Here is a 15,297-nt window from a genome sequence, read left to right as displayed (position 1 = left end):
TGCAAATAAACTTTCTTCCTCTCGAAAAAGAATGACTTTTGAAGAATATTTGATAACAAAAAAGATAGATGCTGATAAATTCAAAAAATCTGAACCACAAAGATTTGATGAATGGAAGTATCTGTTTGCTCAGATGCACCCCGAAAGTTTTACTTCGCACAAAAAGTTTTTGATTAACCCAACTCGCAGAAAATATCAAATTGAAAAGTAACTGAACTCCTCCGAAAGTTATCGTTCTGCCCAATTTTTCCTCATCTAATTGCCATTCATCACAATTTTGTATTTTTCATGTCTATTATTAAGTGGCATTCGTCTACTCTTTTCAAGCGATTGTAAATTATCTAAATCTTTTGGTACTAATATTTAGTTCTCAAAGGGTAAATAAGCAGTAATTTTGTACTTATTCAAGATTTTAGACAAAAATCATAGTGCTGTTACAGCTATTATTTTAAAACTCAACTAAATGAAAAAACTGAATTTACTTCTATTATTAATTGTAGGATGCGTTAGTGTTACGTTCGCCCAATTTCCTGGTGGCGGCGGTGGTGGTGGTGGTATGCGTATGGGTGGCGGCGGATTCCCAGGGATGAATCCAATGCAACAACAGCAAATTCCACAAGAAGAAATTCCAAGAGGTTCGGCAAAAATTTCTGGAAAATTGATAGATTCAACGACTAATAAAGCTGTTGAGTTTGCTTCGGTTGCGGTATATGACAAAAACAATAAAGTTGTCGATGGTGCAATGACCGATATGAATGGTGCTTTTACGGTGAAAAACTTGGCGAAAGGTACATACAAAGTGGTTGGTTCGTTTATTGGTTATAAAAATGCAGTTTTAGCCAAAGTTGAAATCAAGGCCAATAAGGAAGAAGTCAATGTTGGAAACATGCTAATGGCAACTGATACTAAAGTTTTAGCTGAGGTAACAGTGACAGGTCAGGCTGCTTTAATTGAAGATAAAGTTGACCGTTTGGTGTATAATGCCGATAAAGATATTACAAGTAAAGGTGGAACCGCAGAAGATGTATTGCGTAAAGTTCCGATGTTAACGGTTGATATGGATGGAAACGTTCAGATGCGTGGAAGTGGTAATATCAAGGTTTTGATTAATAATAAGCCCTCGAGTATTTTGGCTACAAATGTGGCCGATGCCATCAAGCAGATTCCTGCTGATATGATTAAACAAGTTGAGGTAATTACTTCACCATCAGCTAAGTATGATGCAGAGGGAACCGCAGGAATTATTAATATCATTACAAAGAAAAATAATCTTCAGGGCTTAACTGGATTTGTGAATGCTGGTGCAGGCTGGCGTGGTGCAAATGCTTTTGGAAACGTAAACTTACGTAAGAAGAAAGTGGGAGTTGCTCTGAATTTCGGCGGAAATAGTTCGTATAACACGCCGAGCGATGGTTCAACTGTAAGAAATTCTTCTGTAAGAGGTATTGAAACAAATTTCAAACAATCGGATGAAAACAATGTAAAACGCTTGTTTGCTAATTCACAACTTACGATTGATTATGATATAAATCCTAAAAACTCAATGAGTTTGAGTGCAAGATTTGGCTTAGGTAATTTCAATACTTCGGGTTTACAAACAAGTTTATTGAAGAATATCTCTGGAACAATCTTACAACAATTTACTCAAGATTCTAAGAATATTCGTGGCAATCAGAGTATCGATGTTGACTTTAACTATACTCGCACTTTTAAAGAACAAGGACACGAATTGGCGTTTTTGGCACAACATGGTCGTAACGACAGAGTAACCGATTTTACGAACTCTCGTTCGGGTTTGCCATTTAGTAAAAGTAATAATGATGGTGTAAATGGCGAAACAACTTTCCAGTTAGATTATACCTATCCTTTCAAGAAAAATATTTTTGAAATTGGAGCGAAGTATATCATCCGTGATGTAACAAGTAACTTTGATTTCTTTAATTATGATACACAATCAGGGCAGTACATCATTCAACCGAGTCGTACGAATAACTTTAGCTATAACCAAGATGTAGCGGCAGCTTATTCAACTTTAACTATTTCTTTACCTAAGAAATGGGGTATCAAAGCTGGTGTACGCTACGAGGGAACTGAGATTACGGCTAAATTCCAGACATCGGATAAACCAATTACGATTCCAGCTTATAACAATGTTATTCCGAGTTTATCAATCTCTAAAGATTTTCCGAAAAATCATAAAGTTAGAGGTAGCTATACGCAACGAATTCAACGCCCTTCACTTGAGTTCTTGAATCCGTTTGTTAACTACCAAGACCCATTGAATATTTCGTACGGTAATCCATTGTTGAAACCTGAGTTAAGTCATAGCTTCGAGTTGAATTATAGTACATTCTTCAAAGCTAACTCAATCAATGTTTCGGTATTTAGAAGATTCACTGATAATAATATCACAAGCGTAAGGTCAGTAAACGAGCAAGGTATCACTACTTCAACGTTTGATAATATTGGTAAAACTAACTTCTATGGTGGTAGTATTTTCGTGAACTTACAACCTACCAAAAGCTTACGTTTGGGTGGAGGTACGAATATTACAAACAATTTGTTGAGCGGTACAATCGTGATTCCTGTATTGCAAGCTGATAATACTTATAAGAACTCGGTTGTTGCGATTCAAAACGAAGGTTGGAATGCAAACGTAAACTTTAATGCTTCATATACCTTTACTAAAGGTTGGGGAGCTCAAGCATTTGGTTTTATGGGTAGTCGCCAAATTCAATTACAAGGCTATCAAGGAGCATTCCGTTTCTATAATTTAGGTGTGAAAAAAGACTTCAAAAATAAGAAAGGAAGTTTCAATATCGGTCTTGATAACCCTTTTACGAAAGCACTTAAAATCACAAGTGAATCAAGTGACCCGACTTACAAAACTACAAACGTAAGAAATATCTATAACCGTGGTATCCGTTTCTCAATCAACTATATGTTTGGTAAAATGGATTTCAACGGAGGAAGTATGTTCCGTAGCAAGAAAAAAGTAAGTAATGACGATGCTAAAGCTGGCGAAGGTGATGGTGGAGCTGCAACTCAGCAACCAACCACGGGTGGTGGTCGTCCGAGATAATATTAGAAAAATTATACTTCAGCAATAGATTTTTTTATTTGAAAAGCCATGCAATATCGCATGGCTTTTTGCTTTTGTACGATTAAATTTTATTTTTGTTAAGTCGTAGAATTGACAATTTCTTACACAGACAAATAGTTTTACTTTGTTGTTGACTTGTCAACTACTGACCGTGGATTACTTAAAACTTCATCCTTAATCTCATAATCAATGAAAAAGATTATCTACTTTTTGTTTTTACTAACTATCAATCAATCATTATTTGCCCAAACTGAAAAAGAAGATAAAGTTTTACAAAAAAAACTACAAGAAACCCTTACTGGATTTAATGGAGTTGTGGGTGTGTATGTGAAAAACTTGAAAACCAATAAGTTTGCAGCTATCAATGCCGATACAATTTTTCCAACTGCAAGTATGGTCAAAGTGCCGATTATGGTTGGGACTTTCGATAAAATCTTAAAAGGACAGCTTAAATATGACCAAGAGATAGTCTATAAAGATTCCCTCGATTACGATGACGGAATTGTTGGTTCTCTGAAAGATGGTGCAAAATTGCCACTCAATGAAGTCATGATGCTGATGTGTACAGTAAGCGACAATACAGGAAGCCTTTGGTTGCAAGCATTGGCAGGTGGAGGAATACGAATAAATGCAATTATGGATTCGCTGGGGCTGAAAAATACTCGTGTAAATTCACGCACGCCTGGCCGTGAAGCTAACCGAACTGAATTTGGCTGGGGACAAACTACTCCAAGAGAAATGGCTAATCTGATAACAATGCTTCGTCAAAGAAAAGTTTTTACCGCTGATGCCTCGGATAGAATGTACCGAAATCTTGGACGACAATTTTGGGATGGAGAGGGACTTTCACAATTACCCGAGAATATAAAAGTAGGTACAAAAAATGGAGCAGTGAACCGCTCTCGTTCAGAGGCTGTATATGTCCATGCCCCACATGGAGAGTATGTTTATTGCATAATCACAAAAAAACAAAAAGACGAATCATGGACGAGAAACAATGAAGGCTATGAATTATTGAGAAAAGTAGGTGCCTTGTTGTGGAATTATTACGAACCCCAATCAAAATTTAAGCCAGTGGAAGGCTATGAGAAATGGTGAAAATTATGAAATGACAACTTCTATGAAGTTGTCATTTCATATAAATTTATTTTTAGAATTTCACGCCAAATCTATCACCAAGCCCTTGTAAATCTTCAATTACTTTATCATTTAGCGGAATACCATTTGCTCGGCGTTCTTTTTCAAGTTCACGTTCGGGGTCGCCAGGAATCAGAACTGGTTGATTTTCAATGTGTTTGGCATTTCTGAAACGCTCAATCCATGTATCCATACTTGCCTTAAATTCTTCTTTTGGTCTGAATCCATCAATTCGCATTGCACCTAAGAAATGCCCAGTTCCCTTGCCAACTTGTTCGGCAGCAACTCCATGAAAACCTGCAGTTGCAAAAGGTGGTACCCAAGGACCAAAATTTGCTCCTGATAATACGCCCGAAAAAATGTCTACAATTGCTCCTAATCCATATCCTTTATGGCTGCCATGCTCACGGTCGCCACCGAGTGGAAGCAAGCCACCGCCATTTTTTACGGCATTGGCATCATCTGTCGGGTTTCCATTGGCATCTTGTACCCAACCGATGGGAGCTGATAGTCCTTTACGTTGCAAAATCTCCATTTTCCCATAAGCAACCGCCGTAGAGGCAAAATCAGCCACAAAAGGTGGTTGATTGCCAGCAGGAACAGAAACCGCAATCGGATTTGTACCAAGCATTTTTTCTACCGCAAAAGTCGGAACTACCAAAGGTGCTGCATTAGTCATTGCCCAGCCAATCATATCATGTGGCAAAGCCAACATCGAATGATACCCCGCAATACCGAAGTGATTGGAATTTTGTACTGAAATCCAGCCCGAACCATAGCGTTTTGCTTTCTTGATAGCCACTTTCATGGCATAAGGGGCAACGACAAGTCCTAAGCCTTTATCTCCATCAATAACGGCTGTTGATGGTGTTTCGTGAATGATTTTTATTTCGGGATTTGGGTTCAAACGCCCGTGGTCGAATAGTCGAACATATCCAATCAATCGAGCAGTTCCGTGTGAATCAACGCCACGTAAATCGGCCGAAATTAGGACATCAGCTGCCAATTTTGCATCTTTTTTAGGGCAACCAATACTCAAAAAGATATTTTCTGTAAAACGTCTAAGATTTTTTTCTTTAATCATAATTGTGGAGCGAACATCCTGTTCGCCGAAAGAATAGTAACATGAAATTTGAGTGTTTTCAACAAATCAAAGGTTACTCAATAATTATTTTCAAGCAAAATAATGAAGGTTTTACAGCTAAAGCAAAGAATTTTTCTTAAAATTGCCTTTCAGTTGAAGAGATTAACAAACTATTCACACAATAAACCCTTACGTTGACGTTTTTACAAAAACAAACATACTCTCATTATGAAAATCTATTTGAAATCATTACTAACCTTATTTTTTACCAAAAATTCTATTCTTCACTCAACTTTGGGACTCGGAGCATTACTTTTTGGGTTTCATTTTCCAATTTTCTCGCAAGGACAAGTAAAAGTTGATGCCGAAAACCAGCATATTACTGTTTTCTTGAATCGAGCTCAAATTGATGCCCGTGTAAAAACAACTGTGCAAGCTGGCACAACCAAGATGGTTATTGGAAATGTTGCTACCACTGCCGACCCAAACAGTATTCAAATTGGTGGTAAAGGCGATGTTGTGATTATGGGAGTAAAGTTTAAGCAAAACTATTTGGGAAACAAAAAACGCAGTGTGCTTGAAGACTCGCTAAAAATGGCAAAAACTGAGTTAGAAGTGGTTGAGGTTTTGGTAAAAGTGGCCGAAAACGAGCGAAATATGCTTATGGCTAACTCAAATATCAAAAACGAGAAAGATGGAGTAACACCAGAAGACTTGAAAGAAATGTTAGATTTCTTTAGAACTAAATTGACAGAAATCGGCACACGACAAATGCAATTAGTTCGTCAGTCAAAAGATTTGCAAGATAAAGTTAATCGTTTTCAGCAACAACTTACTTCTCAAGGCACAAACGTGAATCAACCTGCGGGTGAAATTGAATTGACATTGCAAGCAAAAGCATCATCAGCAGTTGAAGTAAATCTGACATATATTGCCAATAATGCGGGTTGGTCGCCCGTGTATGATATTCGTGCCAAAGACGTAAAAAGTAATATTGATTTGGCGTATCGGGCAAATGTTTATCAAAGTACAGGCATTGACTGGAAAAATGTGAAACTAACACTTTCTACTGCAAACCCAGCCGAAGGTGGTACAAAACCCGAATTATATGCCCAATACGTAAATATTTATGAGTCAGTAGTAATTCAGACAAAAAATGCACGGATGATGAAAGGTGAAGCTCCACAAGCAATGGAAATGGCTGCTGCACCTGTTGCAATGGCGGATGTATCAACTACCGCTTCATTTGTCAATACTGTTCAATCTACGTTAGCCGTAAACTTTGATATTTCAATTCCTTATAACATTCCATCGGGTGGAAATGTTGAAATGGTTGATATTCAGAATCATTCGTTGCGTTCGACTTACAAGTATTATACTGTGCCGAAATTCGACAAAGACGCATTCTTGACTGCGATTATTACTGATTGGGAAAAGTATAATTTATTACCAGGGACAGCTAACGTGTATTTTGAAGGAACATTCGTTGGCACAACCGATATTGCTGGAGGTGAAGCCAAAGATTCTTTATTGATTTCGTTAGGACGTGATAAGAAGATTATTGCTAAACGTGAAACCATCGAAGAATTTAAATCAAGAAAGAATGTAGGTTCAAATATTCGGGAGTCGTTTGGTTATAGACTAACACTTCGCAATACTAAAAATGAGCCAATAAGCATAGTCATGGAAGACCAAGTGCCAATTTCGCAAGATAGCAGAATTGAAGTAGAATTAGAAGATGCTAAAGGAGCTGATTTTAATCGTGAGACAGGAAAACTAACTTGGAATCTGACACTCCAACCACTCGAAAACAAAGAAATTTTACTAAAATACAACGTAAAATACCCTAAAGGAAAAAATATTCAAGGATTGTAATGTTGGACAGGTTTCTAACCTGTCAGCTTTACGATATTAATTTTAGTTATTTAGACAGGTTGCAAACCTGTCCTACAAAAATATGAATTTACAAGAAATTTGCCACCAAACAGTAGAAGTAGCCAAAGAAGCAGGAGCATTTATTGCTCAAGAATCAGCTAAATTTAACCGCAATTCGGTTGAGTACAAAGATGTGAACAACGTAGTTTCGTATGTTGATAAAGAAACCGAAAAAATAATCGTGAGTCGTCTGCGGGAGATTTGGCCCGAAGCAGGTTTCATAACGGAAGAAGGCACAGCCGACTCATCAGACCTTGATGGTTTAAATTGGATTATTGACCCACTCGACGGGACAGCCAATTTTATTCATGGTCTGCCCAATTATTCAGTGAGTTTAGCTCTCGCTCGTGGAAAAGATGTGTTAGTTGGAGTTGTTTATGTTGTTTGTTCAAGCGAAGTCTTTTATGCCATGAAAGGTGGTGGAGCTTTTAGAAATGACCAACAGATTAAAGTTTCCCCAATCAAGCATTTAGGAGAGAGTTTATTGGCAACAGGTTTTCCTTACTACAAATTCGAGAACCAAGATAAATACCTCAAAATTTTAGAATCGTTGATGCAAAAAACACACGGTTTACGCCGAATGGGTTCAGCAGCTATTGATTTGGCCTACACAGCTTGCGGATATTTTGATGGTTTTTATGAATATAATCTCAACTCATGGGATATGGCAGCTGGGATTTTACTCGTGACCGAAGCTGGTGGTTTTGCCTCAGATTTTTCGGGTGGAGATAACCATCTTTTTGGTGGAGATGTGGTAGTAGGCTCTGCCGTTCATGCGGAACTACTGGTCGAAATTCAACGTTATTGGAAGTAGAAGTTAAATAGTAACAGAGAATGAGAAATTGATAATTTTGAATAAAAATATTTCAAGTTTATGGATTTAGAAAAGTCGAGCGTCGAATCGCTAAAATATCCAATCGGAGATTTTGAATATGGAAAGAAATATTCTAAATCCGATACTCGTACACATATAAAAGTTTTAGAGAAATTACCTCAGAGATTAAAGGCCTTAACCATAAAACTCTCAGATGCTCAATTAGATACACCATATCGCCCAAATGGTTGGACGGTGCGTCAGGTAGTGCATCATATTGCTGATAGTCACATTAATATGTTCACTCGTGTGCGTTTTGCCTTAACCGAAGAAAATCCACCGATAAAAGGTTATGACGAAGCCGCTTGGGCTTTATTACCTGACCATGCTTTGCCGATTAAGCCTTCATTACAAATTATCGAAGGTTTGCACAAACGTATGGTGGTACTTTTTAAAAGTCTTGATAAAAAAGGCTTGAAGAAAACATATTACCACGGTGGCTATCAAAAATCGTTTGATATGCAGGAAGTTATCGCCTTGTATGCGTGGCACTCGGAGCATCATTATCAACACATTGTTCAAGCATTAAAATGATAGAAAACATAATAATCGGACTCGTTTTTGTTGGTGCAGTAGTTTATTTAGTAAATATTGTACGTAAACAATTTGCAGGAAAAGCATCGAGTTGTGCTGGTTGTGCAGGCAGCTGCCAAGTCAGCAAGATTGAGATTCCTACTGAAAACTCATAAAAAAAGTGCCGTCGAAAGATGGCACTTTTTTTAATTTCTACGAAACTCACATTGGTGTAAATGTAGCTTCATCAATAATCTGATGAGCGTGTTCTTTGCCCAAATATTTATCAATAATGCTATGTGCTAAATAAATCAATGGAGTGAGCAAAATAGCAACTACAAATTTGTAAATATAGTTATTGGTTCCAGTCGTTACCACTTCTGTAATTGTCCAGTTTCCGAAGACATAAAAGGCTATAAAAACTACCACAAAACTATCAATCAATTGAGAAACTAAGGTTGAACCAGTAGCTCGTAACCAAATCATTTTATTATTGGTGTATTTTCTAAGCCAATGAAAAACCGTTGCATCTAATATTTGTCCAACCAAAAAGGCTGTAATCGAACCTAATATAATTCCAAGTCCTTGACGGAAGATAATTCCATACGCATCATCAATATTCAAGAAATTTCCTGCTTTATCTTTATTATTATGATTCACCCAAAAATCAGCGGGTGAAACTATCGTAGAAACATAAATAATAATAAAAGCGTAGGCAATCAGAATTGCTGTTAGGTAAGAAATTTTCTTTACGCCACTTCTTCCGAAATATTCATTAATGATATCAGAAGTAATAAAAACGAAAGGCCAGTTTAGAACCCCCGCCGACATATTAAAGTTAAATTTTTGACCAAACAACGGAATTTGCAGAGGTGCAATGCCGAGTGTAGCCTCAACCGAAAAAATCTTAGCACCAATCACTTCTGCTACTACTGCATTGGTCAAGAAAATTCCGCACAAAACAAGATAGAGGGTTTGTTTTTTAGTTTTTATTGAGTCAGACATTATGAATTACAATTTTAGAAACTGTTTGTTATTCTTAATAAAGGGAACGAGTTCTATTGATAAATATGAGTAAAAAATAGTTCAAAAGTTATCTATAAAGATTTACTATCAATTGAAAAATTGATGAGGATTGCATAGTGTTAAGCCTATTTTATAAATTGTTAATGCTATTCTTATATTTTATATAAATTCAAATAGTTTCATTAAAAAATCACCAATGAATAATTACTAATCCTGGTCCTCCATAAGATTCAGATGCAGCAGGAGCCCCACCGCCTGGAATATATCCATAATAATTACTACCAAATGTGGTAATATAGGCGTTGCTTGATGAGTTAAATACAAATGTGTTTGATTTGGTTCTTGTGTAACTTGGGTAAGTACCTCCACCTACAGCTTCAGAAAAAACAATGACATTCACCCCATTATATACTTGAAACGAGGCACTTGAATACATTAATGGTTCTCCACCTTGAAATGTAATTAGTTCTGGGGTGATGCTACCAAAAGCTTTGAATAAACCGTAGCTACTTTTTCCAACAGGAACATAATTTCCTAAATTAGATTTATTCGGATATATAAAGGTATTACTATAACTGGTTGAGGTATATCCTCCTTTTGAAACCTTTATCCACATTGTAGTACCAGCAGTTACATCTATCAAAAAACTTGCGAAATCGCCTCCCTCTCCTCCATAAGGATTCAAGACAGCTGAACTTCCTGCACCGCCGCCACCCCAAGCCTCAACCCAAACTTTACTGACACCAGCTGGTACTACAAAATCAAAATCTTCAGTAGTGGGAGCAGAAACACTTGTTGATTTATAATAAGTTACAAAACTTTTTGAATTTGGGAAACGACTATATAATCCTTGATTGCCTGTTGTACCAGTAAGGTTGCTCCAATTTGCTCCATTATAATAAGCTAAATTTGAGTTTGATTGGTCATATACAACCATTCCTGCGGAAGGAGAAGTAATTGATGTATTAGGTGCTGTAACTCTTGGGATAAGCATACCCTTTGATGTTGCATTTGCATCAATTATAGCTGATGTCGTATTAGGTGAAATAGTTACGCTTTGTGAGTACACTGTAAAGCTCGCTACTATTCCAAAACAAAAAAGTATGTTTAGTTTCATGTGCTAATAATGGAGTTTATATGGTTATTTGTTTTCGGAAATTAGAAATCTATACCAATTTTCATTAACCAGTTACACATCACTAATTATTACGCCATCTTGCATAACCAATTTTCGGTCGGCCATATTTGCCAAATGTTCGTTATGAGTAATTATAACAAATGTCTGATTGAATTGTTTCCTCAACTCAAAAAACAATTGATGTAATTCTTCGGCATTTTTTGAGTCGAGATTTCCGCTTGGTTCATCGGCAAAAACTACTGCTGGCGAGTTGATTAATGCTCTTGCCACCGCTACACGTTGTTGTTCACCACCCGAAAGTTCTGATGGAAAATGTTTGGCTCTTTCTTTTAAACCCAGTAATTGGAGCAATTCTTCGGCTCTTTTAGTGGTTTCAGTAGTATCTTTTCCGCCAATCCAAGCTGGTAAACACACATTTTCAATGGCCGTAAATTCGGGCATAAGGTTATGAAACTGGAAAATAAAGCTAATTTTTTCGTTTCTAAACTTAGCCAGTTCTTTATCTTTCAGTAAACTATAATCAACTCCATTGAGCAATACCTCGCCAGAATCAGCTTTATCGAGTGTCCCTAAAATTTGTAGAAGTGTGGTTTTTCCTGCTCCAGAAGCTCCAACAATCGAAATCACTTCTCCTTGATTTATTTCTAAGTCAATTCCCTTCAAAACTTGTAGATTTCCGTAGTTTTTCTTTATATTTTTTGCTGTAAGCATTTTTCTGTGGAGCGATTCTCCAGAATCGCTGTTATTAAATTTGTTATAAATTTTTAATGGTAAATTAATGACTAAAAATAAACAATATTTGCCTAAAAATAAGCCTAAATTATAATTTTATAGCAATTTAGCAATTAACTGAAATTTCGTAATTGTTATTTCACTTTTGTTGACTAATTTAGCAAAAAATTTAAAACTAAAAAAAATCCTACTTTACATGAACGTTCACGAGTATCAAGGTAAAGAAATACTAAGCCGATATGGCGTACGTATCCAGCGAGGAATCGTAGCCGAAACACCTGAGCAAGCAGTAGCTGCCTATCAGCAAATTGCCGAAATGACTAACTCTAAGTTTGCCGTTGTGAAATCACAAATTCACGCTGGTGGACGTGGAAAAGGTAGTATCGTAGGCTCTGAGCAAAGAGGTGTACAATTAGCAAAATCTGCTGATGATGTACAACGTATCTCAACAAACTTGCTTGGAAATGTATTAGTAACTATCCAAACTGGTGCTGAAGGAAAAGTTGTAAACAAAGTTTTGGTTGCAGAAGATGCTTACTATCCAGGTGAAAGCGAGCCGAAAGAATATTACATGGGTATCTTGCTTGACAGAGCAAAAGGTTGCAATGTAATCATGGCTTCGACTGAAGGGGGTATGGATATCGAAGAAGTAGCTGAACATACACCAGAGAAAATCTTTAAAGAGTGGATTGACCCACGTGTTGGTTTACAGGCTTTCCAAGCTCGTAAAATTGCCGATAAATTGGGCTTAACTGGAACTGCCAATAAAGAAATGGTGAAGTTTGTTACTTCATTGTATCAAGCTTATGTTGAATCAGACTCTTCGATGTTTGAAATCAACCCAGTTTTGAAAACATCTGATAATAAAATTTTAGCAGTTGATGCTAAAGTAAATATTGATGATAATGCTCTTTATCGCCACCCTGATTTAGCTGCGATGCGTGATAAAGCAGAAGAAGACCCATTGGAAGTTGAAGCGTCTGACAATGACCTAAACTACGTAAAACTCGACGGTAACGTAGGTTGTATGGTAAATGGTGCAGGTTTGGCTATGGCTACAATGGATATCATCAAGCTTTCGGGTGGTGAGCCTGCTAACTTCCTTGATGTAGGCGGTGGTGCAAATGCTAAAACTGTGGAAGCTGGTTTCAGAATTATCTTGAAAGACCCGAACGTTAAAGCTATTTTGATTAATATCTTTGGTGGTATCGTTCGTTGCGACCGTGTTGCGACTGGTGTTGTTGAGGCTTACAAAGCTATCGGTGAAATCCCAGTGCCAATTATCGTTCGTTTACAAGGAACTAACGCTGCTGAAGGTGCTGCAATCATCAACGAATCTGGTTTGAAAGTTTATTCTGCAATTGTTTTGAAAGAAGCAGCCGAATTAGTTGAGAAAGTACTGAACGAAAATTAATTTTTCGCTTTTTATACAAGAGCCTCTTATTCATTCAGAATAAGAGGCTTTTTTGTTTTGAGAATATTTTACTAAACAATTTTTGCAAAAGTGACTTTTGAACTGCTTCTATGGAAGTATCTTTACTCAAATGAAATAGGACAAATAAAAATAGTCAATTTACACTTTTGTTATTTTACTTTTATCGACATCTCTTCGGTCTTATAAAAAGAAACAAGGCTATGGCTATTAATTGCAATGTCGTATTTTTACTTGTAATGACCTTCAGGTGCTTAATATATTTGCCTTGAACTTTAAATATTTCAGCAATGATAAAGCACTTTTTATTTTTTGTTTTGTTACTCTTCATAAATGTTAGGGCAAACGCCCAAAAACAAACCTATGTCTTTGTTCATGGAGCTTGGGGTGGTGGTTGGGAGTATAAAATAGTAGATTCTCTGCTTTCCGCCCAAGGGCATCAAGTGTATCGCCCTACGATGACGGGCTTGGGAGAACGAGTTCATTTGGCAAACTACGAGATTAATCTTAGTACCCATATTCAGGATATTGTCAACATGATTTTGTTTGAAGATTTACATAATATTACACTCGTAGGGCATAGCTACGGAGGTATGGTTATTTCGGGCGTGGCAGAACGAATACCCGAACGCATTGCAAAGTTGATTTATTTAGATGCTTTTGTACCTAATGATGGCGAAAGTTTGTTTACGGCAAGAGGCGAGAATGAAGCAAGGGCTATGATTATGCCTCATGTCAAAGATGGCATGATTGAGTACTTTTTTGGCCCAACTAAACCTACGCCACCAACTGATGTGCCACATCCATTAAAAACGCAGACTGAAACGCTATCAATTAAAAATCCAGCGGTTAAAAGTATTCAAAGTTTTTATATTTTGATGTTGCCAAATGGCGATGCTACCAAAGCAAATTTTGCTTTTTTTGCACAAAGAGCCAAAGAACGTGGCTGGAAAATAGTAGAAATGAACGGCGACCATTACCCTATGCGAAATCAAGTCAAGAATTTTATCATAACTTTGAGCAAATGTAAATAAAAATATGCTGGTCAAAGAAATACTGCCGAATATAGCTTTGCAAGCCTATATCAAAAGCTACCTTATTGTTAGGTTTGATACGGCTATACCAAAGGAATTTGCTACTAAACCTTATCCAACACGGATAGAGCAATCGCTCAATTTTTTTGCAAGGGGTTATATAAACAATCAAAACCCAGCAACGGGCGAATCGGTACGAGTGGCTTCAACAGCCATATTCGGGCAGCAGGTTTGTAGGCTTAATTTTGAGACTATTTTTCAGCCTGATTTCTTGATGCTAATGGTAAATTTTAAAGCTGGGGCTATGCACCGCTTGTTGAGAATCCCGAACCAAGAGCTTACTACAAAATTTTGTGATGCTGAACCACTATTTAGTTCAGAGATGAGAATGGTCAATGACTTGATAGCTAATGCCAAAGATGAAGTAGAGATTGTGGGAATAGCAGATGAATTCTTTCTAAAAAAAGTCAGAGCCTTAAAAAATGATGCCAATCAAATTGATAAAATTGGCGAATTGTTGCTTACGAATCCAACCCATTTTTCGTTAAATTGGCTCGCTGACCAAGCTTGCCTAAGCCCTCGACAATTTGAGCGTCGTTTTGCCGAACGAATGGGGGTAAGTCCTAAATTTTACAGTCGTATCAATCGTTTTTATCAAACTTTTCTATACAAAGAGACAAATCCTGGTACTGACTGGCTGACAGTTGCCTTGAATTTTGGATATACTGATTATTACCATTTAGCCAAAGATTTTAAGCAGTTTGCTAATACCACACCCAAAATTATGCTCGAACAGTACGCACGCCGCCCCGAAGTGGTATTCAAGTTCTTTGAACCGCCCCGTTCCGCTTCGGCGTATCGTACTGCTGTAATAGACTCATAGTTTCTTTTGTGTTTTATACCAAAAGAACAAAGGATTAATCTTTGTGAGCAGCAGCTGTTTTCTGACAACAACTTGGCAAAGCATCGTGCGATTTTTGGTCGGCTACAACTTCATCTGCATCATAACCAATTTTTGAAATCACTTCTTTGATTTTTTCTGGACTTGTCTTTTTTGTGTTGTAAGTAATCGTTACAACTTTGTCGTCTAAGTTTAAGTTAGAATTAACAATTCCTTTTGAAACGCCCAAATCTCTCTCGATACGCTTTTTGCACATACCACATTTAGCTGATGTTTTGATTTTTACTTCAGCAGTTTTTGGTGGTTCAATTGCAAATGTTAATATGCTGATAGTCAGCAAAATAGTTAAAATTGAAATTGCTTTTTTCATTGTTTTATTGCGGTTCGT

The 15,297-nt window shown here is 37.0% G+C and carries 15 protein-coding genes; 10 read left to right on the top strand and 5 right to left on the bottom strand.

What is annotated here, in order from left to right; translation table 11 throughout:
- Nucleotides 1–31: 31 nt before the first annotated feature.
- The 3 genes from IEX65_RS10985 (at nt 32) to IEX65_RS10975 (ending at nt 4,201) form a co-directional block, all read left to right on the top strand.
- On the top strand, nt 32–211 hold the full coding sequence (locus IEX65_RS10985) for a hypothetical protein (protein WP_188766107.1): 180 nt from the start codon (nt 32–34) through the stop codon (nt 209–211).
- Between the two features lie 252 nt (nt 212–463).
- Entirely contained in the window at nt 464–3,082 is a 2,619-nt protein-coding gene (locus IEX65_RS10980) for a TonB-dependent receptor (RefSeq protein WP_188766106.1), read from the top strand.
- A gap of 210 nt (nt 3,083–3,292) precedes the next feature.
- The gene (locus IEX65_RS10975) at nt 3,293–4,201 is read left to right on the top strand and encodes a serine hydrolase (protein WP_188766105.1); all 909 of its coding nucleotides are present in this window, start codon (nt 3,293–3,295) and stop codon (nt 4,199–4,201) included.
- A 52-nt stretch (nt 4,202–4,253) separates the two neighbouring features.
- Here IEX65_RS10975 and IEX65_RS10970 read toward each other — a convergent pair whose 3' ends face one another.
- Nucleotides 4,254–5,324: an Ldh family oxidoreductase gene (locus tag IEX65_RS10970; RefSeq protein ID WP_188766104.1), complete on the bottom strand. Its 1,071-nt coding sequence runs from the start codon at nt 5,322–5,324 to the stop codon at nt 4,254–4,256.
- A 228-nt stretch (nt 5,325–5,552) separates the two neighbouring features.
- Here IEX65_RS10970 and IEX65_RS10965 point away from each other — a divergent pair, with 228 nt between their 5' ends.
- The 4 genes from IEX65_RS10965 (at nt 5,553) to IEX65_RS10950 (ending at nt 8,822) form a co-directional block, all read left to right on the top strand.
- Entirely contained in the window at nt 5,553–7,199 is a 1,647-nt protein-coding gene (locus tag IEX65_RS10965) for a DUF4139 domain-containing protein (RefSeq protein ID WP_188766103.1), read from the top strand.
- Between the two features lie 82 nt (nt 7,200–7,281).
- The gene (locus IEX65_RS10960; protein WP_188766102.1) at nt 7,282–8,073 is read left to right on the top strand and encodes an inositol monophosphatase family protein; all 792 of its coding nucleotides are present in this window, start codon (nt 7,282–7,284) and stop codon (nt 8,071–8,073) included.
- A gap of 60 nt (nt 8,074–8,133) precedes the next feature.
- Nucleotides 8,134–8,667: a YfiT family bacillithiol transferase gene (locus IEX65_RS10955; protein ID WP_188766101.1), complete on the top strand. Its 534-nt coding sequence runs from the start codon at nt 8,134–8,136 to the stop codon at nt 8,665–8,667.
- Nucleotides 8,664–8,822, top strand: coding sequence for a FeoB-associated Cys-rich membrane protein (locus IEX65_RS10950; RefSeq protein ID WP_188766100.1), 159 nt, complete (start codon nt 8,664–8,666; stop codon nt 8,820–8,822). The genes IEX65_RS10955 and IEX65_RS10950 overlap by 4 nt, the downstream gene beginning before the upstream one ends.
- 46 nt (nt 8,823–8,868) lie before the next feature.
- On the opposite strand, the gene IEX65_RS10945 is transcribed toward IEX65_RS10950, so the two are convergent.
- From IEX65_RS10945 to IEX65_RS10935, 3 genes are all read right to left on the bottom strand, one after another.
- A complete protein-coding gene (locus IEX65_RS10945; RefSeq protein ID WP_188766099.1) occupies nt 8,869–9,651 on the bottom strand; it encodes a queuosine precursor transporter in 783 nt (260 codons plus the stop codon).
- A gap of 211 nt (nt 9,652–9,862) precedes the next feature.
- Complete coding sequence (locus tag IEX65_RS10940) at nt 9,863–10,789, bottom strand: phage tail-like protein (protein ID WP_188766098.1); 927 nt, start codon at nt 10,787–10,789, stop codon at nt 9,863–9,865.
- A 72-nt stretch (nt 10,790–10,861) separates the two neighbouring features.
- Nucleotides 10,862–11,521, bottom strand: coding sequence for an ABC transporter ATP-binding protein (locus IEX65_RS10935; protein WP_188766097.1), 660 nt, complete (start codon nt 11,519–11,521; stop codon nt 10,862–10,864).
- Between the two features lie 217 nt (nt 11,522–11,738).
- On the opposite strand from IEX65_RS10935, the gene sucC reads away from it, so the two are divergent.
- The 3 genes from sucC (at nt 11,739) to IEX65_RS10920 (ending at nt 14,891) form a co-directional block, all read left to right on the top strand.
- Nucleotides 11,739–12,956 carry an ADP-forming succinate--CoA ligase subunit beta gene (gene sucC, locus IEX65_RS10930; RefSeq protein WP_188766096.1) on the top strand — a complete coding sequence of 406 codons (1,218 nt, stop codon included), beginning with the start codon at nt 11,739–11,741 and terminating at the stop codon, nt 12,954–12,956.
- A 308-nt stretch (nt 12,957–13,264) separates the two neighbouring features.
- Nucleotides 13,265–14,008: an alpha/beta hydrolase gene (locus IEX65_RS10925; RefSeq protein ID WP_188766095.1), complete on the top strand. Its 744-nt coding sequence runs from the start codon at nt 13,265–13,267 to the stop codon at nt 14,006–14,008.
- Between the two features lie 4 nt (nt 14,009–14,012).
- A complete protein-coding gene (locus IEX65_RS10920) occupies nt 14,013–14,891 on the top strand; it encodes a helix-turn-helix domain-containing protein (protein ID WP_188766094.1) in 879 nt (292 codons plus the stop codon).
- A gap of 34 nt (nt 14,892–14,925) precedes the next feature.
- On the opposite strand, the gene IEX65_RS10915 is transcribed toward IEX65_RS10920, so the two are convergent.
- Nucleotides 14,926–15,279 carry a heavy-metal-associated domain-containing protein gene (locus tag IEX65_RS10915; RefSeq protein WP_188766093.1) on the bottom strand — a complete coding sequence of 118 codons (354 nt, stop codon included), beginning with the start codon at nt 15,277–15,279 and terminating at the stop codon, nt 14,926–14,928.
- Nucleotides 15,280–15,297 lie beyond the last annotated feature (18 nt).

Source organism: Emticicia aquatilis, from assembly GCF_014644295.1.
Taxonomy (GTDB): domain Bacteria; phylum Bacteroidota; class Bacteroidia; order Cytophagales; family Spirosomataceae; genus Emticicia; species Emticicia aquatilis.
The sequence above is the reverse complement of the archived record's forward strand: the minus strand, read 5'-3'. Positions and strand labels throughout refer to the sequence as shown.